This window comes from Streptomyces sp. NPDC056231, assembly GCF_048270745.1.
In the GTDB taxonomy this organism is placed as follows: Bacteria; Actinomycetota; Actinomycetes; order Streptomycetales; family Streptomycetaceae; genus Streptomyces.
In genome coordinates this window covers 38,245-55,868 of the sequence record NZ_JBLVKW010000029.1, presented here as the reverse complement: position 1 = coordinate 55,868, position 17,624 = coordinate 38,245, and the positions used below count along the sequence as shown (strand labels likewise).

The 17,624-nt window shown below is 70.0% G+C and carries 11 protein-coding genes and 2 pseudogenes; 4 read left to right on the top strand and 9 right to left on the bottom strand.

The features are described from left to right. Positions 1 to 59 precede the first annotated feature (59 nt). From ACNPQM_RS22435 to ACNPQM_RS22425, 3 genes are all read left to right on the top strand, one after another. Positions 60 to 3,848 carry a S8 family peptidase gene (locus ACNPQM_RS22435; RefSeq protein ID WP_418085475.1) on the top strand — a complete coding sequence of 1,263 codons (3,789 nt, stop codon included), beginning with the start codon at positions 60 to 62 and terminating at the stop codon, positions 3,846 to 3,848. A 305-nt stretch (positions 3,849 to 4,153) separates the two neighbouring features. Further along, positions 4,154 to 7,954, top strand: a complete 3,801-nt coding sequence (locus ACNPQM_RS22430) for a S8 family serine peptidase (RefSeq protein ID WP_418085474.1) — start codon at positions 4,154 to 4,156, stop codon at positions 7,952 to 7,954. A gap of 308 nt (positions 7,955 to 8,262) precedes the next feature. Continuing rightward, positions 8,263 to 9,231: a helix-turn-helix transcriptional regulator gene (locus ACNPQM_RS22425; protein ID WP_418085473.1), complete on the top strand. Its 969-nt coding sequence runs from the start codon at positions 8,263 to 8,265 to the stop codon at positions 9,229 to 9,231. Positions 9,232 to 9,409: 178 nt separating this feature from the next. Here the strand turns inward: ACNPQM_RS22425 and ACNPQM_RS22420 are convergent, their stop codons facing one another. The 9 genes and pseudogenes from ACNPQM_RS22420 to ACNPQM_RS22380 form a co-directional block, all read right to left on the bottom strand. Beyond that, the gene (locus ACNPQM_RS22420) at positions 9,410 to 10,087 is read right to left on the bottom strand and encodes a GntR family transcriptional regulator (RefSeq protein WP_418085472.1); all 678 of its coding nucleotides are present in this window, start codon (positions 10,085 to 10,087) and stop codon (positions 9,410 to 9,412) included. 42 nt (positions 10,088 to 10,129) lie between these two features. Beyond that, positions 10,130 to 11,077, bottom strand: a complete 948-nt coding sequence (locus ACNPQM_RS22415) for an ornithine cyclodeaminase family protein (RefSeq protein WP_418085471.1) — start codon at positions 11,075 to 11,077, stop codon at positions 10,130 to 10,132. A gap of 10 nt (positions 11,078 to 11,087) precedes the next feature. After that, complete coding sequence (locus ACNPQM_RS22410) at positions 11,088 to 12,176, bottom strand: proline racemase family protein (RefSeq protein ID WP_418085470.1); 1,089 nt, start codon at positions 12,174 to 12,176, stop codon at positions 11,088 to 11,090. After that, positions 12,107 to 13,108: a proline racemase family protein gene (locus ACNPQM_RS22405; protein WP_418085469.1), complete on the bottom strand. Its 1,002-nt coding sequence runs from the start codon at positions 13,106 to 13,108 to the stop codon at positions 12,107 to 12,109. The genes ACNPQM_RS22410 and ACNPQM_RS22405 overlap by 70 nt, the downstream gene beginning before the upstream one ends. A 26-nt stretch (positions 13,109 to 13,134) precedes the next feature. After that, positions 13,135 to 14,046 carry a dihydrodipicolinate synthase family protein gene (locus tag ACNPQM_RS22400; RefSeq protein WP_418085468.1) on the bottom strand — a complete coding sequence of 304 codons (912 nt, stop codon included), beginning with the start codon at positions 14,044 to 14,046 and terminating at the stop codon, positions 13,135 to 13,137. Between the two features lie 117 nt (positions 14,047 to 14,163). Then, the gene (locus tag ACNPQM_RS22395) at positions 14,164 to 15,594 is read right to left on the bottom strand and encodes an NAD(P)/FAD-dependent oxidoreductase (RefSeq protein WP_418085467.1); all 1,431 of its coding nucleotides are present in this window, start codon (positions 15,592 to 15,594) and stop codon (positions 14,164 to 14,166) included. After that, positions 15,575 to 15,895, bottom strand: coding sequence for a (2Fe-2S)-binding protein (locus ACNPQM_RS22390; protein ID WP_358859462.1), 321 nt, complete (start codon positions 15,893 to 15,895; stop codon positions 15,575 to 15,577). Before ACNPQM_RS22390 ends, ACNPQM_RS22395 begins: the two co-directional genes overlap by 20 nt. After that, a complete protein-coding gene (locus tag ACNPQM_RS22385; protein ID WP_418085466.1) occupies positions 15,892 to 17,058 on the bottom strand; it encodes an NAD(P)/FAD-dependent oxidoreductase in 1,167 nt (388 codons plus the stop codon). The genes ACNPQM_RS22390 and ACNPQM_RS22385 overlap by 4 nt, the downstream gene beginning before the upstream one ends. A 30-nt stretch (positions 17,059 to 17,088) precedes the next feature. After that, positions 17,089 to 17,323 (bottom strand): annotated as a pseudogene (locus tag ACNPQM_RS22380) (IS200/IS605 family accessory protein TnpB-related protein); the annotation flags it as partial. 138 nt (positions 17,324 to 17,461) lie between these two features. On the opposite strand from ACNPQM_RS22380, the pseudogene ACNPQM_RS22375 reads away from it, so the two are divergent. Further along, positions 17,462 to 17,617: pseudogene (locus ACNPQM_RS22375) on the top strand (aminopeptidase P family protein); the annotation flags it as partial. Positions 17,618 to 17,624: the final 7 nt, after the last annotated feature.

The following is a 17,624-nucleotide window of genomic DNA, read 5'->3' as shown; positions in this document are numbered from 1 at the left end:
AAAAAGGGAGTCGAGGGGAGCACGTGAACAATTCAAGAGGGACCAGATACAGACGACTTGTGGCGACCGGGGTGGTGCTGGCTGCTGTCGCCGCGCTGCCCGGCCTGACCGGGGCCGCCGGGGCTTCGGAGAAGTCCACCGGCCTGCTGTCGCCCGCGGCCTCGGCCGACCGGGCCAGCACGGCCCGGATCACCCTGGTCACCGGTGACACCGTCGAGGTCATCAAAGACGCGAGCGGCAAAGAATCGGTGCACATCGCCGAAGCCGACCGTGCCAGCAAGCACTTCGAGACGATATCCGGCCCGGACGGGGCACTGTACGTGATCCCCCAGGACGCGATGGACGCCATCGCCTCCGACGCGGTCGACCGCGAGCTGTTCAATGTCACCCGGCTCATCAAGGACGGCTACGCCGACTCCCGCAGTGACAGCCTGCCGGTGATCGTCGGCTATGCGGACAAGCCGTCGGACGCCACGCTCAAGGCACGCGCCGACAAGCTGCCCGCCGCCGACCCCGGTGCGCTGCTGGAGACCGTCGACATGGCGGGTGTGAAGGTCGACAAGAAGAACGCCGGACAGTTCTGGCGGTCCGTCAAACCGGTCTCCGAGGCGCCCCGGCACGGCAGGATGGTCACCGCCCCGAACGCTGCATCGAAGGTCTCCCGCCTCTGGTACGACGGGAAGGTCCAGGCATCCCTCGACAAGAGCGTGCCGCAGATCGGCGCGCCCGAGGCCTGGGCGAAGGGCGTGGATGGCAAGGGCGTCAAGGTCGCCGTCCTCGACACCGGAGTGGATCTCAACAACGCCGACGTCAAGGACCGGGTGACAGCCACTCAGAACTTTGTTCCAGGCGCCGCCACCGTCCAGGACGGAAACGGCCACGGCACCCATGTCGCCTCCACCATCGTGGGCAGCGGCGCCAACTCGGGCGGCAAGTACAAGGGTGTGGCCCCCGGCGCCGACCTCCTGGTGGGCAAGGTACTCGCCGACGGGGGCACCGGCGAATTCTCGTGGATCATCAACGGCATGGAGTGGGCCGCGGCCCAGGGCGCCGATGTGGTGAGCATGAGCCTGGGCGGCTTCACGAGCTCCCCCAGTGACCCGATGACGCAGGTGGTGGACCGGTTGTCGGCGACCACCGGCACGCTGTTCGTCATCGCCGCCGGCAACGCCGGCCCCGGGGCGAGCACCATTGAGAGTCCCGGCACGGCCGACTCCGCGCTCACCGTGGGCGCGGTCGACAAGTCCGATGTCCTCGCCGGATTCTCCAGCCGCGGCCCGCGCGTCGGCGACAGCGCCATCAAGCCCGAGATCACCGCGCCCGGCGTCGGCATCGTCGCGGCCCGCGCCGCCGGCACCTCCCTGGGCACGCCCGTCGACGCGCACTCCACCTCGCTCAGCGGCACGTCGATGGCGACTCCGCATGTCGCGGGCGCCGCCGCTCTGCTGGCCCAGCGCCACCCGGACTGGACCGGCCAGCGCATCAAGGCGGCACTCACCGCGCACGCCAAGCCCAGCAGCGCCTACTCCGTCTACCAGCAGGGCAACGGCCGGGTGGATGTCCCTGCCGCGCTCGACCCGGCGCTGGAGCTGTCCGATACGGCCGACTTCGGTCAGGTCGAGTGGCAGCCGGGGACGTACGACAAGGAAACCCGTACCGTCACCGTCACCAACACCACAAACAGTGCCACCACCGTGACCCCGGCAGTCAGCGGGAACATCCCGCAGGGCGCGGTCACCGTCCCGGGACCGGTCGAGGTGGCCCCGGGCGCCAGCGCCGAGATCCCCGTCACCCTCGACCCGAACCTCGCCCCGACCGGTCTGACCAGCGGCGCCCTCACCCTGACCAGCTCGTCGGGCGCCACCGCCCACACCGCCGTCGGCCTGGACAAGCAGCGCGAACAGCACAAGCTCACCGTCCACTTCAAGGACCGTAAGGGCCAGACGCCGAGCAGTTTCCTCTACGCCCTCACGGGGCTGAGCGACGGTCTCAACGGTCTCAAGTTTGGGTCCGGCTACAACTCAGGGAAGGCCGAAGTGAGCCTGCCCGCGGATCGTTACAGCATTCTGGGTTTGGTGTACACCCAGAGCAGCGGGGACAATTTCACGAACTACGCCATCGATCTCTTCGCCCTTCCGACGATCGACCTCACCTCCCATGACGCCGAGCTGACCGTCGACGGCACCACAGCCACCGACTTCAAGCTGGACGTGCGCGACGAGAAGCGGCCCCTGGAGACCGCGGACTACACGTACGGCCTCAGCCGCGCGGGGGAGGACAAGAGCTTGCTTGAGGGCTTGGGCATCACGTACCCGGCCCTCAGTGAGCAGCATGCGGGTGCCATCCCGGTCGAGGCACCGAAGAAGGGTGACGGCGAGCTGTGGGGCACGTTCTACCAGTCACGCCGCGAGCCGCTGATCCAGGCATCGGTGACCCGGCCGGACTCGTATGCACTGACGCCCATCCCCACCGACTCTGTCTACCGGTTCGACGGCCACGGCCGCTATGACGTCGTGGACGTCGGCGCCGGAACCGCGGAGGACCTGGCGGGACTCGATCTCAAGGGCAAGGCGGCCCTTCTGCACCTGGACAACTTCTTGGGCAACGACGCGGTGATCCAGCGCGTGGAGGCGGCCGGCGCCGCCGCGATCGTCCTCGTTCCCAGCGTCGACGAGCCCCTCAGTGTGTACGTCGACGGGGTGAATGTGCCGTACTTCGGCGTCAACTACGACGAGGGCCGCACGCTCACTGCCGATGTCGCGGCCGGACGGACCACGATCGACGTCCGGGGCATCAAGGAGTCGCGCTACCAGTACGCGGGCCAGTACGACTGGAACACCGGTATCCCGGCGAACCTGTCGACCCCCAGCAAGAAGGCGGACTACGCCAAGGTCCGCAGCTCGTTCCACAGCGACGGCGCCGGAAAGATAGGCTTTTACACCCTGGACGCCTCGGGGCCGGCCCCCTGGAACCCTTCTGGGTTGTGGCGGAGTATCCAGCTGGGCACCGAACGCGACGACTACATGCTGGCCCGTCCGGACCTCACCTACCAGGCCCGGGTCACTTCCTCCGGCAGCCGCGGGTCCATGGCCATGATCGAGTCGGCGCGCAGCTACCGGCCCGGGACCTCGGTCGCCGAGCACTGGTGGGCGCCCGTGCAGCATCCGTCCGTCGAACCCAGCTTCGCCTGCTCGTTCTGCCGTTCCGACATAGGCACCTTCTTCTCTCCGCGTCTCGGCGGTGACAGCGACCCGACGCACTCGACGTACTTCGGTGTGAACCGGACCTGGGCGTACTACCGCAACGGCGAGCAGATCGACGTCACCAACTCCAAGATGTTCGTGCCGGAGAAGGCCGACTACACCTTTGTCTCCACCGACACCCATGCCGACAGCACGGTCAAGCTCGGTGGCAAGGTCGTCACCGAGTACAACTTCTCTTCCGAGGCGCCGAAGTCGATGGAGGCACCCGACTGCAAGACGGTCATCCCCCAGGCGACCGCCTGCGAGACACTGCCCGTCATCCAGCCCCACTACCGGATGAAGACCTCCCTCCTCAACGAGGTGGCCGCGGGCAAACCCTTCACGGTCACTGTGGACGCCTCCCGCGCCCAGGGCTTCACCGGCGACAGCCGGATGGCCGGAGCGAAGTTCTCCGTCAGCTATGACGACGGCGCCACCTGGAAGAGCGTCGACGTCGACCGGGCCGACGACAACTCGTTCAAGGCCCGCTTCACCAACGCGAACCTGTCCGACTCCAACGGCTACGTCAGCATCAAGGCCGAAGTCTGGGACAAGGCCGGCAACCGCACGGTCCAGACCGTCACCCGGGCCTACGCGCTGAAGTAACACGACCCACCCACAGTGGGGGCGCCGCACGGGAACTCCCGTGCGGTGCCCTCTACTCCTCCACCGGACCGGCCGGCAGTCCTGCGCCCTGAAGCGCAGCGAGACATGTCGGGAGTCCACGCTGCCCACGGCGTGGCTGGGGTTCTGTCAGGTTCCTGCCATGCCGGATTCGGACAGCACCGGCGTCTTTCTCCGGGAAGTGGTCTTCACCGACCCTGATCCGGCACAGCTGACCGCAACTTCTGCCCCACGGGATGACAGACGCGTTGTCTTCCGGGCGCAAAAAAGGGAGTCGAGGGGAGCACGTGAACAACTCAAGAGGAACCAGATACAGACGGCTTGCGGCGACCGGGGTGGTGCTGGCCGCTGTCGCCGCGCTGCCCGGCCTGACCGGGGCCGCCGGGGCTTCGGAGAAGTCCACCGGCCTGCTGTCGCCCGCGGCCTCGGCCGACCGGGCCAGCACGGCCCGGGTCACCCTGGTCACCGGTGACACCGTCGAGGTCGTCAAGGACGCGAGCGGCAGGGAGTCGGTGCACATCGCCGACGCCCGCAGCGCTAGCGAGCACTTCGAGACGATGTCCGGGCCGGACGGGTCCCTGTATGTGATCCCCGGGGACGCGTTGGACGCCATCGCCTCCGACGCGGTCGACCGCGAGCTGTTCAATGTCACCCGGCTCATCAAGGACGGCTACGCCGACTCCCACAGTGACAGCATCCCGGTGATCGTCGGCTATGCGGACAAGCCGTCGGACGCCACCCTCAAGACGCGCGCCGACAAGCTGCCCGCCGCCGACCCCGGTGCACTGCTGGAGACCGTCGACATGGCGGGCGTGAAGGTCGACAAGAAGAACGCCGGACAGTTCTGGCGGTCCGTCAAACCGGTCTCCAAGACGCCCCGGCACGGCAGGATGGCCACCGCCCCGAACGCTGCATCGAAGGTCTCCCGCCTCTGGTACGACGGGAAGGTCAAGGCATCCCTCGACAAGAGCGTGCCGCAAATCGGCGCTCCCGAGGCCTGGGCGAAGGGCGTGGACGGCAAGGGCGTCAAGGTCGCCGTCCTCGACACCGGAGTGGACCTCAACAACGCTGACATCAAGGATCGGGTGACAGCCACTCAGAGCTTTGTTCCGGGCGTCGCCACGGTCCAGGACGGAAAGGGCCACGGCACCCATGTCGCCTCCACCATCGTGGGCAGCGGCGCCAACTCGGGCGGCAAGTACAAGGGTGTGGCCCCCGGCGCCGACCTCCTGGTGGGCAAGGTGCTCAACGACCGCGGCACCGGCCAGTTCTCGTGGATCATCAACGGCATGGAGTGGGCCGCGGCCCAGGGCGCCGATGTGGTGAACATGAGCCTCGGTGGCCCCGCGAGCTCCTCCCGTGATGAAGTGACGGAGGTGGTGGACCGGCTGTCGGAAACCACCGGCACCCTGTTCGTCATCTCCGCCGGCAACTCCGGCCCCGGCGCGATCACCGTCACCACCCCCGGCACGGCAGACTCCGCGCTCACCGTGGGCGCGGTCGACAAGTCCGATGTCCTCGCCGGATTCTCCGGGCGCGGTCCGCGCATCGGCGACAGCGCGATCAAGCCCGAGATCACCGCGCCCGGCGTCGGCATCGTCGCGGCCCGCGCCGCCGGCACCTCCATGGGCACGCCCGTCGATGCGAACTACACCGCGGCCGACGGCACGTCGATGGCGGCTCCGCATGTCGCGGGCGCCGCCGCTCTGCTGGCCCAGCGCCACCCGGACTGGACCGGCCAGCGCATCAAGGCGGCACTCGTCACGCACGCCAAGCCCAGCAACGCCTACTCCGTCTACCAGCAGGGCAACGGCCGGGTGGACGTGCCCGCCGCGCTCGACCCGGCGCTGGAGCTGTCCGGTACGGCCGACTTCGGGATGGTCGAGTGGCATTCGGGGACGTACGAGAAGGAAACCCGTACCGTCACGGTCACCAACACCACGGACAGTGCCACCACCGTGACCTCGGCACTCAGCGGGAACATCCCGCAGGGCGCGGTCACCGTCCCGGAACCGGTCGAGGTGGCCCCGGGCGCCAGCACCGAAATCACCGTCACCCTCGACCCGAACCTCGCCCCGACCGGCCTGACCAACGGCACCCTCACCCTCACCAGCTCCTCGGGCGCCACCGCCCACACCGCCATCGGCCTGGACATGGAGCGCGAACATCACAAGCTCACCGTCCACTTCAAGGACCGCAAGGGCCAGCCGAGCAGTTTCTTCGGCATCCTCAGCGGGATGAGCTCTGGCACCTCCAAGTTCCTGAACGGCTCCACAGGGGAGCTCGAACTGCGCCTTCCCGCAGGGCGTTACAGCATGATGGGTGGGGTGTACACCCGGCTCAGCGGGGGCAGGCTCGGCGCCGCCGACCTCTTCGCTCTTCCGACGATCGACCTCACCTCCCGTGACACCGAGCTGACCGTCGACGGCACCACAGCCACCGACTTCAAGCTGGACGTGCGCGACGAGAAGCGGCCCCTGGAGACCGCGACCTTCGTGTACAGCCTCGCCCGCGTGGCGGAGAACGGGAGCTTGATAGAGCGCTTCGGCATGAACGACGTGGTCCGCAGCAGGATGCACGCGGGCGCCATCCCGGTCGAGGCACCGAAGAAGGGCGACGGCGAGCTGTGGGCCTCGTTCTACCAATCACGCCGCGAGCCGCTGATCCGGGCATCGGTGACCCGGCCGGACTCGTACGCATTGACGCCCATCACCACCGACTACATCAAGCGGTTCGACGGCCACAGCCGCTATGACGCCGTGGACGTCGGCGCCGGAACCGAGGAGGACCTGGCGGGACTCGACCTCAAGGGCAAGGCGGCCCTTCTGCACCTGGACAACATCGATGCCAACAACCGGGTGATCCAGCGCGTGGAGGCGGCCGGCGCCGCCGCGATCGTCCTCGTACCCACCGTCGACGCGCCCCTCAGCGTGTACGTCGACGGGGTGAACGTGCCGTTCTTCGCCGTCAACTACGACGAAGGCCGCAGGCTCACCGCCGATGTCGCAGCCGCCCGGACCACGATCGACGTCCGGAGCATCAAGGAGTCGCGCTACCAGTACACGGGCCAGTACAACTGGAACACCGGTATCCCGGCGAACCTGTCGACCCCGAGCAAGAAGGCCGACTACGCCAAGGTCCACAACTCGTTCCACAGCAACGGCACCGACCAGACGACCACTTACCGCGTGGACTCCTGGGGTCCGGGCCCCGCGTACTCCTTCCGGCTGTCGCGGAACGTGCAACTGGGCACCGAACGCGACGACTACATGCTGGCCCGTCCGGACCTCACATACCAGACCACGGTCGACTCCTCCCGCAACGGACCAGTGGACATGCTCGAGACAGTGCGCAGCTACCGGCCCGGGACCTCGGTCGCCGCGCACTGGTGGGCGCCCGTGCAGCATCCGTCCGTCGTTTCCCGCTCCGCGTGCTCGTTCTGCCGTTCCGACGTGAGTGCCACCTTCTCGCCGGGTTACGGCGGTGACAGCGACCCGACGCACTGGACGTACTGGGGTATGAACCGGACCTGGGCGTACTACCGCAACGGTGAGCAGATCACGGACGCCTCCAGGATCTTCGTGCCGGAGAAGGCCGACTACACCTTTGTCTCCACCAACGCCCATGCCGACAGCACAGTGAAGCTCGGCGGCAAGGTCGTCACCGAGTACGGCTTCACCTCCGCGGCACCGACGTCGACGGCGACGCCCGACTGCAAGACGGTCATCCCCCAGGCGACCACCTGCGAGACACTGCCCGTCATCCAGCCCCACTACCGGATGAAAACCTCCCTGTTCAACCAGGTGGCCGCGGGCACCCGCTCCACGATCACCGTGGACGCCTCCCGCGCCCAGGGCTTCACCGGCGACAGCCGGATGGCCGGAGCGAAGTTCTCCGTCAGCTACGACGACGGCGCCACCTGGAAGAGCGCCGACGTCGACCGCACCGACGACAACTCCTTCAAGGCCCGCTTCACCAACGCGAACCTGTCCGACTCCAACGGCTACGTCAGCATCAAGGCCGAAGTCTGGGACAAGGCCGGCAACCGCACGGTCCAGACCGTCACCCGGGCCTACGCGCTGAAGTAACACGACCCACCCACAGCGGAGGCGCCGCACGGGAACTCCCGCGCGGCGCCCTTCGCACCACCGGCACCATCGCGTGAGCCGCACCCTGGCCAAGAGCTTGCGGAGAATCACTTCCGGAGAGAGCCATCGGCACCGTCGGGATCCGGCATGGCAAGAACCTGACACGCTCCATGTGCCCATGCGAACAATCAATGTGACTGCGACTGTCTCTCGCCTGACGAAACATCACTCCGGCCACACCCTGCCCAACGGCAGTCACCATGTGAACATGATCTCGACATGGAGTGGATCGGTGCAATGATTGGAATATGCATCCACTTCGGGCTATTGGGCTCACCGCGACTGCTGAGGACACCTACCTCACGCTCGTCCAGCGCGGCCCGACAACGTCGGCCGCACTGGCGAGCATCCTGCGCGTGACCCCGGACGCCGTCGACGCGGCAGCCGGCGAACTAACCGGCCTGGGTCTGGTCGAACCGGATGGCGAGCGGCTCCTCGCCCGCCCCCCGCGCGCCGCGCTGGAAGCCCTCGCGGAGATCCGCGCCAAAGAACTCGGTGCTTTGCGCGACGGCGCCGACGAACTCTCCCAGTTCTGGCGCGATCACCACCCCGAAGGCCCCGGATACATCGAGATCGTTCGCGCGGAGGAGCCCCGTAAAGCGCTGGCTCGGCGCGTCCATGACGAGGCGGTGCAACAGGTCCGCGCTCTGTCCATCGGCTCCCCCGGCCGCCTCGCCACGCCCCCGAACGTGGCGCCCGGCTGTCGGGAGGCGCTCGCGCGCGGCGTCGCGTACTCAGTGGTCTACGGCGCCCAGGTACTGCGTGACCCGCTGGGCCGGGAGGCCATCAATGCCTGTGTCACCCTCGGTGAACGCGCCCGCGTCTTCCCCAACGTCGCGCTGAACCTGCTGATCTGTGACGACCGCTTCGCCGTCGTCCACGTACCCCCGCGGGACCATCAGTGGCGCCATCACATCGCCGTACAGCAATCCGCCCTGCTCGACGGCCTCATCGGCGTGTTCGAGTCCTACTGGCAGATGGCCGTTCCGCTCCCCACCACCGACGAGTCCATGGACGACGTCGGCGACGCCCCCACCGACGACACCCGGCAGCTCCTCACCTACCTCAGCGGCGGACTCACCGACGAATCCATCGCCCGCGAACTCGGCGTCAGCGAAAGGACAGTGGCGCGCCGCATCGCCCGCCTCCAGGAAGTCCTGGGCGCGCAGACCCGCTTCCAGCTCGGCGTCCAGGCCGGCCGCCGCGGCTGGCTCTGAGCGGCGGGACGACGACTGGTCGCGAAGCTTCGATGACCAGATCGATGTCCACGCCGATCCCGTCCAGAGCTTCCCGTACGCCACGCCGGGTACGCCCGTGCGCCAAAGCGGGCGTTCACGACCCAGGGGAGCGCCCTGGGAATGACCACCGGTGGCCGGGCATCCACTTGGGCCCCGGTCAGACGGATTCGTCGTGGTCCTGTGCCCACACGGAACGTACGTGTCCGAGATGCCGGGTCATGCAGGCCATGGCGGCCTCCGGGTCACCGGTCACCATGTGGTCGAGGAGCTCGAGGTGCTCCTCGGCGGAGGAGATCAGCTCACCGCGCTCGTCGAGCGCGGTGAGGCCGTACAGCCGCGAGCGTTTGCGCAGATCGCCGACCGTCTCGACCAGCCGCTCGTTGCCGGACAGGGCGAGGAGGGCGAGATGGAAGCGGCGGTCCGCCTCCAGATAGCCGATGAGGTCGTGCTCGCGGGCGCGCTCCACGATGGCCTCGGCAAGGGGGCGGAGGTCCTCGATCGCGTCCCGGGAGCACTTCTCGGTGATCCTGCCGATGGTGGGAACCTCGATGAGAGCACGCAGTTCGGTGTACTGGTCGAGGTCGCGCTCGCTCAACTCTGTGACCCGGAAACCCTTGTTGCGTACGGGTTCGACAAGACCCTCGCGCGCGAGGTCGAGCATCGCCTCGCGCACCGGCGTGGCCGAGACGCCGAAGTCGGCGGCGAGACCGGGCGCTGAGTAGATCTGTCCCGGGCGCAGTTCGCCGGCGATCAGTGCGGCGTGCAGGGCCTGGGCGACCTGATCACGCAGCCGCTCCCGGGCAGTGATCAGAGTGCGCTGCTTCAGGTCGCCCATGGTCGTTCCTCCGAGTGTTCGCGAGGCACCCAGCGTACAATGTCACGTTGTGCTGGGCGTCCACTCAAGGGCCCGGTGGACCGCGGCCGCGACAGCGAGGTCCTCCCAGGCCATGCCCACGCTCTTGAAGAAGCGGGGGCCACCGGGTCCGGGGGCGGTCCGGCCGGACACGAGATCGGCGAGTGTCCCGACGATCTGGTCAGGCGCGAGGGCCCCTTCCCGCTGTGGAATGATCAGATCTCCGGCTTCCCTCAGTGCGACAGAGCGCGCCTCGACGAAGACGCGGGAGCGGCGCACCAGCGCGGTGTCCGTCTCGCGGGCCTCCGGTTCGTGCGAGCCGACGGCGACGACGGTGGCGTGCTCGGGAACCAGTCGCCCGTCGAAGAGCGGCTCGCGTGCCGTGGTGCAGCAGACGACCAGATCAGCACCGGACACCTCGTCCGGGGTTCCGGTGCGGGCGTCGAGGCCGAATGCCGTACGGGCGTGCGCGACAAGAGCCTCGGCGGCCGACGCGGTACGGGACACGACGGTCACCCTGGTCAATGGCCGTTCTGCGAGAACCGCTTCCAGATGGCCGTACGCCTGCGGGCCGGCGCCGAACAGCGCCAAGTGCTCGGCGTCGGGTACGGCCAGGTGCCGGATGGCCACGGCGGAGACCGCCGGGGTGCGCAGGGACGTCAGCGCGGCGCCGTCCAGGAGCGCCACGGGCATCAGGGTGGCGCCCTCCAGCAGCAGGTATCCGCCGGTGATACGGGGCAGCCCGCGCCCGGGGTTGGCCGGGGCCACACCGGCGATCTTCACCCCCGCGTACGCCCCGGTGGCGGCCGGCATCAGCAGCAACTCGCCGGCCGGTACCGGGACGTTGGCGCGGGGCGGGCAGGTCTCCGGGTCGAGGCCCGCCCTCAGGACCTCGGCCACGGCGTCGGCCGCGGCGGAGGGGGACAGCACGCGGGCGATGTCGTCCGCGTCGATGAACAGGAGGTCTTTCACAGTCGGCCCCTCACAGCAGGAATCCGGTCGCCAGGCTGTCGCCGGGCTCCAGCACGAAGGTGTGCTCCCCGGTCCGGTGCGCGGTGCCGGTCACCTCGGTGACGATGCCTTCGTCCGTACCGGGGACGACCCGGCCGGTGAAGACCGTGCCGATGACCGACTCGTGGTGCAGGGAGTCGCCGGGGCCCAGCCTGCCGTCCTCGGCGAGCAGCGCGAGGCGGGCGGAGGTACCGGAGCCGCAGGGCGACCGGTCGATCTGGCCGTCGGCGAAGACGGTGACGTTGCACTGCGCGGGCCCCAGGGGGGTGTCGGGCAGCTCCTCGTACAGGATCACGCCGTAGACGCCGGACAGCAGCGGGCTGTCGGGGTGCCAGGTGGCGGGATGGCCTGCCAGTGCTGCCCGGATCTCCTGGCCGGCGCGCACGAGATCGTCCAGCGAGGCGACGTTCACGTCGAGGCCGAGCTGCGCCGCGGGCACCGAGGCGTAGCAGGCTCCCGAGTGCGCGATGTCCACGTCGGCCATGCCCCGGCTGGTGGCGACGGGGATCTTGCGGGCGGCCACCCTGGCCGGGACGTTGCGGAAGGTGATGCCGGTGGTGCGGCCGGCCTCGCGGTGCACGGTGGCGGACACCCGGCCCGAAGGAACGTCGATACGGACCTGGACGGAGCCGTCGTCGGGCGCGGCGACCAGTCCGCTGTCCACCGCCCAGGCGCCGAGCGCGATCGTGCCGTGCCCGCAGGCGGTGGAGAAGCCGTCCTTGTGCCAGAAGAGGACGCCGAGATGAGCGCCGTCGTCGTCGGGCGGGACGACGAAGCCGCCGTACATCCCGGCGTGGCCGCGGGGTTCCTGGACCAGCAGCCGGCGGATGTCGTCGAGCGGGCCGGAACGGGGGGCGGTGCCGGATCCGCCGGCACCGATGGTGTTGGCGCAGCGCTCGGCGACCGTGTCGCCGGGGATCGCGGGCAGCCCTTCGGAGACGATGCGGAAGGGTTCGCCCGCGGTGTGGTAGTCGGTGGTGCGTACGACGGTCACAGCAGGAAGCCTCCGGGGAACGGATCGCTCGGATCCAGGAAGTACTGGGCGGTGCCGGTGATCCATGCTCGTCCGGTGACGGTGGGGACGACTGCGGGCAGTCCGCCGACGGTGGTCTCCTCGGTCAGGCGGCCGGTGAACTCGGTACCGATGAAGGACTCGTTGACGAAGTCGCGGCCGAGCGGGAGCTCGCCGCGGGCGTGCAGCTGTGCCATCCGGGCCGAGGTGCCCGTGCCGCACGGCGAACGGTCGAACCAGCCCGGATGGATGGCCATAGCGTGCCGGGAGCGGACCGCGTCGGAGCCGGGGGCCGCGAGATAGACGTGCTTGACGCCGCTGATCTCCGGGTTCTCCGGGTGGTTGGGCCGGTCGGTGGCGTTGATCGCGTCCATGATGGCGAGTCCGGCGGCGAGGAGGTCGTCCTTGCGGGCGCGGTCGAAGGGCAGGCCTAGGGAGTCGAGCTGAACGAATGCGTAGAAGTTGCCGCCGTATGCGATGTCATAGGTGACCGTGCCGTGTCCCGGCACTTCCACCTTGCGGTCGAGCGCAACGCAGAAGGCCGGGACGTTGGTGAGAGTGACGGACTTCGCCGCACCGTCCTCGACCCGTACGTCGACGCTCACCAGTCCCGCCGGGGTGTCCAGGCGGACCGTGGTGACCGGTTCCACGACCGGCACCATGCCGGTCTCGACGAGCACGGTGGCGACGCCTATGGTCCCGTGGCCGCACATCGGCAGCAGCCCGGACACCTCGATGTAGAGCACGCCGTAGTCGGCGTCGGGCCGGGTGGGCGGCTGGAGGATCGCGCCGCTTATGGCCGAGTGGCCGCGCGGCTCGTACATCAGCAGGGTGCGGATGTGATCGAGGTGTTCGATGAAGTGCAGCCTGCGCTCGGCCATGGTGGCGCCGGGGATGACACCGACACCGCCGGTGATGACGCGGGTCGGCATGCCCTCGGTGTGCGAGTCGACGGCATGGAAGACGTGACGGGTACGCATGAAGTCCCCTTCTCGGCCGGTTGTTACTACTTGAGGCCCTCGGCGAGTGCCTTCTCGGTGGCGGCGCGCACGGACGCCTCCTGCGCGCCGGTGAACGGGAAGCGCGGCGGTCGGACGGCACCGCCGGTGCGTCCCGCGATGTCCATGGAGAGCTTGATGGCCTGGACGAACTCGGTCTTGGAGTCCCAGCGCAGCAGCGAGTGCAGGGACTTGTAGAGCGGCAGCGCGGTCTCCAGGTCGCCGGCGACGGCGGCGTGGTAGAGGGTGGCGCAGGTGGCGGGCAGGGCGTTGGGATAGCCGGCGATCCAGCCGACCGCTCCGGCGAGGGCAAGTTCGAGCAGAACGTCGTCGGCGCCGATCAGCAGGTCGAGGCCGGGGGCGAGTTCGGCGATCTCGTAGGCCCGGCGGACGTCGCCGCTGAACTCCTTGACGGCGACGATGCTGCCGTCCCGGTGCAGCTGGGCGAGCAGGGCGGGCGTCAGGTCGACCTTGGTGTCGTGCGGGTTGTTGTACGCGACGATGGGCACGCCGGCCTTCGCCACCTCGCTGTAGTGGGCGCGTACGGCGGATTCGTCGGCGCGGAAGGCGTTCGGCGGGAGCAGCAGAACGGAGCCCGCGCCGGCCTCGGCGGCCTGCTCGGCCCAACGGCCCGACTCCGCGCTGCCGTACGCGGCGACACCGGGCATCACGCGGGATCCGTCGCCCGCGGCCTCGACTGCGGTACGGACGACGCGGGCGCGCTCCTCGTCGGTGAGCGTCTGGTACTCGCCGAGGGAGCCGTTGGGGACGACGCCGTCGCAGCCGTTGGCGATGAGCCAGGCGACGTGCTCGGCGTAGGCGTCGTAGTCGACGGAAAGGTCGTCGCGCAGCGGCAGGGTAGTGGCGACCATGATTCCGCGCCAGGGGTGGTTGCGGGATGCGGTGGACTCTGCGGTCATGACGTGAGACTCCTAGTCCTGTGAGGTGTGACATTTTACTAAGGCATGCACGGAGGCCACAAGGGCCCGTCGTGCCCGCACGGCCGCCACGGTGGGGCGGCCGTCAGCTTCTCGGCGTCAGTCCTCCGCGCCGACATCCGCCGGGGGCGGCAGTTCGGCGAGGTGCTTCAGCGGAACCGGGCAGGACAGCGGGCGCCGGTCCGCCGCGGGTTCCTCGCCTGCCAGACACGCCACCGCCTGACCGCACATCCGGCCCTGGCACCAACCCATACCGGCGCGGGTCAGCAGCTTGACGGTCCGGGCGTCGCGCGCGCCCAGTTCGGCCACGGCCTCCCTTATGGCGCCGGCCGAAACCTCCTCGCAGCGGCACACATCGGTGGCGTCGTCCAGCCAGTCGGTCCAGCCGGGCCCCGGCCGGTGCGCGGCGGCCATCGCGTCGGCGAAGGCACGCAGTCGCGCCCGGCGCCGGGCGAGCCCGGCCACGGCCCGCGGGTATGGAGTGCCGTGCAGCTCGTGGGCGATGGACGCGGCGGCCAGTTCGCCCTCGGTGAGGGCGAGTTCGGCGCCTCCGATGCCGCCGGTCTCCCCCGCCGCCCAGACACCGGGAACGGAGGTGCGCTGGTGACCGTGGAGTTCCAGAGCGAGGGTGCCGTCGGGGGTGCGACGGGTGGCACAGCCGAGTCCGGTGGCCAGTTCCAGCTGGGGGACCAGGCCGTGGCCCACCGCGAGCGCGTCGCACGGAATGCGCCGACCGGTACCGGGCACGGGCCGCCAGTCACGGTCGAGGCGGGAGACGGTGACGGCCTCGACCCGTCCGGTGCCGTGGGCGGCCGTGACCGCGTGCCGGGTCAGCAGACGGACGGAGTGCCGCAGCAGGCCACCTCCGTGCACGGCGCCCTCGACGAGCTTGCCCGGGTTGCGTACGAGGGAGGGGGCTTCACGCGCGTACGCCGTGTAGGAGGCGGCCTCCACGACGGCGGGCACCCGGGCGCCGACGGCGGCGAGCGATCCCGCAACGGCCAGCAGCAGCGGGCCGCTGCCGGCCACGACGATCCGCTTGCCGGGAAGCACCAGGCCGGACTTGAGCATGGCCTGCGCGCCGCCCGCACCCACGACCCCGGGCAAGGTCCAGCCAGGGAAGGGAAGTTGCCTCTCGTACGCGCCGGTGGCGAGCAGCACCGCGGGGGCATGGACCGTGGCGGGCGTCTCCTCGGGACCGGCGACGGCGTGCAGCTGCCAGCAGTCCGAGTCGCGGACGACGGTCCACACATGATGGGCGGTCAGATGGGTGACCCCGCCGTGCCGCTCGTGATCCCGCAGTCGGTGCGCCCTTCCGGCGAAGGCGCGCCAGCCGTGATGCAGGGCTTCCGGGCGCCGGGCGCCGAGACCCGGCGCGGGGTGGCGGTAGAACTGCCCGCCGGGCCGCTCCCCCGCGTCGAGCAGGGTGACGCGCAGGCCCAGGTCGGCCCCGGCGACGGCGGCCGCGAGCCCTGCGGGGCCCGCGCCCACGACGGCGAGGTCGGTCGGTTCAGACGGCGAGGTCGGCATGGCCGGTCCCCTCCTGGGTGGTGAGGATGTCGCCGGGCCGGGCGGGGACCAAACAGGCACGCTGATTGGGGCGGCCGTTGACGGTGAGCAGGCAGTCGTAGCAAACGCCGATGCCGCAGAACGCTCCGCGCGGCGCACCGCCGCCCCGGGTGGTGCGCCAGGCGAGGATGCCGGCGGCCCAGAGAACGGCGGCAAGGCTCTGCCCGGGCAGCGCGGTCAGCGGACGGCCGTCGAAGGTGACCTCGAACGACGCCTCCGGTTCCGCCCGTACGAGCGCCTGCGGTGAAGGGTCGGGGCTCATCGGTCGGCTCCTTCGCGGTCGAAGCGTTCGGGACGGAACGGGGTCAGGTCCAAGGCGGGCCGACCGCCGCTCAGAACGGCGGCGACGAGCAGCCCGGTGGCCGGAGCGAGGCCGATCCCGGCTCCCTCGTGGCCGCAGGCGTGGTGGAGGCCGGGCACCCTCGGGTCGGGACCGATCGCCGGGAGGTGGTCGGGGAGATAGGGGCGGAAGCCGTGGTAGCCGCGCATGGCGTGGACGTCGGCGAGGACCGGGAAGAGAGCCGCGGCCTGGCCCGCGAGGCGGCGCAGCGCCTCGGTGGACAAGGTCCGTTCGAAGCCCACGCGTTCACGGGTGGCGCCGATCAGAACGGGCCCGGAGGGGGTTCCCTCGACGACGGCGGAGGACTGCAGGGCGGCAGAGCCGCTGGCGACGTCGGCGATGTAGTCCGCGGCGTACACCTTGTGGCGGACGACCCGCGGCAGCGGTTCGGTGACGAGGACGAAACCGCGGCGGGGCAGTACCGGGAGGTGTGTGCCGGCGAGTCCGGCGAGCTGTCCGCCCCAGGTGCCGGCGGCGTTGACGACGGCCGGGGCGAGGAGTTCGCCGCGCGGGGTGCGTATCCCGCGGACGGCGCCGTCCAGGCCGGTCAGGATCTCGGTGACCTCTTCGCCAAGGTGCAGCCGGGCACCGTGGCGGGCGGCCGCGCGCAGCAGTTCGGCGGCGGCCCGGGCGGGCTGGACCTGGGCGTCCTGGGGGTAGTGGAAGGCCCCGGCAAGGCCGGGGGTCAGATGGGGTTCGAGGTCATGGAGCCCATCCGCGGCGACCTCGTGGGCCTCGATGCCCGCCCCGCGCTGGCCTTCGGCGAAGGCACGCAGGGCGGACAGGGCGGCCTCGTCGGGCGCCACGACCACGCCGCCCTTGGGCTCGTACTCGATCTCCGGCGGGAGGGCCGAGCGCAGTTCGCGCCAGAGTCGCGTGGACAGCAGCGCGAGGTCGAGCTCAGGACCCGCTTCCTTGTCGGAGACGAGCAGGTTGCCTTCCCCCGCACCGGTGGTGCCGCCCGCGACGGAACCGCGGTCGACGACGGCGACGGAGAGGCCGGAGCGGCTCGCGTAGTACGCGCAGGCGGCTCCGACGACGCCGGCACCGACGATGACGACGTCCAGAGAGTGTCTCTTGGGCACGGCAGTAATATGTCACATTGCTATGTGACCGCCAAGAGTTTCCCAGGTCTTCTCGTCGGTGAAGTCGAGGTCTTCAATGCCGATCGCGGCGGCCCCGGCCTGCTTGGCCCAGTTGATCAGGCGGGTCAGCGCGTGGCGGATCTGGGCGTCGCGGTGAGCGGTGGTGCCGGACAGGTCGTAGGGGAAGCGGCGCGGGTCTCCGATGGGGTTGGTTGCCGTGCCGGTCGAGCCGGTAGGCGGCGAGGTGGTCGGCGTTGGTATCGACGGACGACCCTGGGGATGCGTCCCGCGGCCCGGGCGCCGGGGCTGGTGCGACGGTGACGTTGGGGGACCTGGCGAGCCGCTGGACCTCGTCGAACAGGTTGGGGGCGGCCGGGCGCGGCCGCGCGGCGAAGGCCGCCGCGGCCCCTGCCGCCGCTACACCCTGTGCAACAGCGGCCACATGCTCTGCCTCGACGTCCACGACTGCGGCAAGGCCCGCGCGGAGACGTATCTGGACGGCGTGCTGGAGGATGGCCAGGTCCTCACGGTCGGGCCCGGCCTCCGCCTCCAGCCGGACAGCGCCT

Coding starts and splice junctions, on each gene's coding strand:
- ACNPQM_RS22425 (WP_418085473.1), top strand. CDS start 8,263: ATGCATCCACTTCGGGCTATTGGGCTCACCGCGACTGCTGAGGACACC.
- ACNPQM_RS22420 (WP_418085472.1), bottom strand. CDS start 10,087: ATGGGCGACCTGAAGCAGCGCACTCTGATCACTGCCCGGGAGCGGCTG.
- ACNPQM_RS22410 (WP_418085470.1), bottom strand. CDS start 12,176: ATGGATCACCGGCACCGCCCAGTACTTCCTGGATCCGAGCGATCCGTT.
- ACNPQM_RS22405 (WP_418085469.1), bottom strand. CDS start 13,108: ATGCGTACCCGTCACGTCTTCCATGCCGTCGACTCGCACACCGAGGGC.
- ACNPQM_RS22400 (WP_418085468.1), bottom strand. CDS start 14,046: ATGACCGCAGAGTCCACCGCATCCCGCAACCACCCCTGGCGCGGAATC.
- ACNPQM_RS22395 (WP_418085467.1), bottom strand. CDS start 15,594: ATGCCGACCTCGCCGTCTGAACCGACCGACCTCGCCGTCGTGGGCGCG.
- ACNPQM_RS22390 (WP_358859462.1), bottom strand. CDS start 15,895: ATGAGCCCCGACCCTTCACCGCAGGCGCTCGTACGGGCGGAACCGGAG.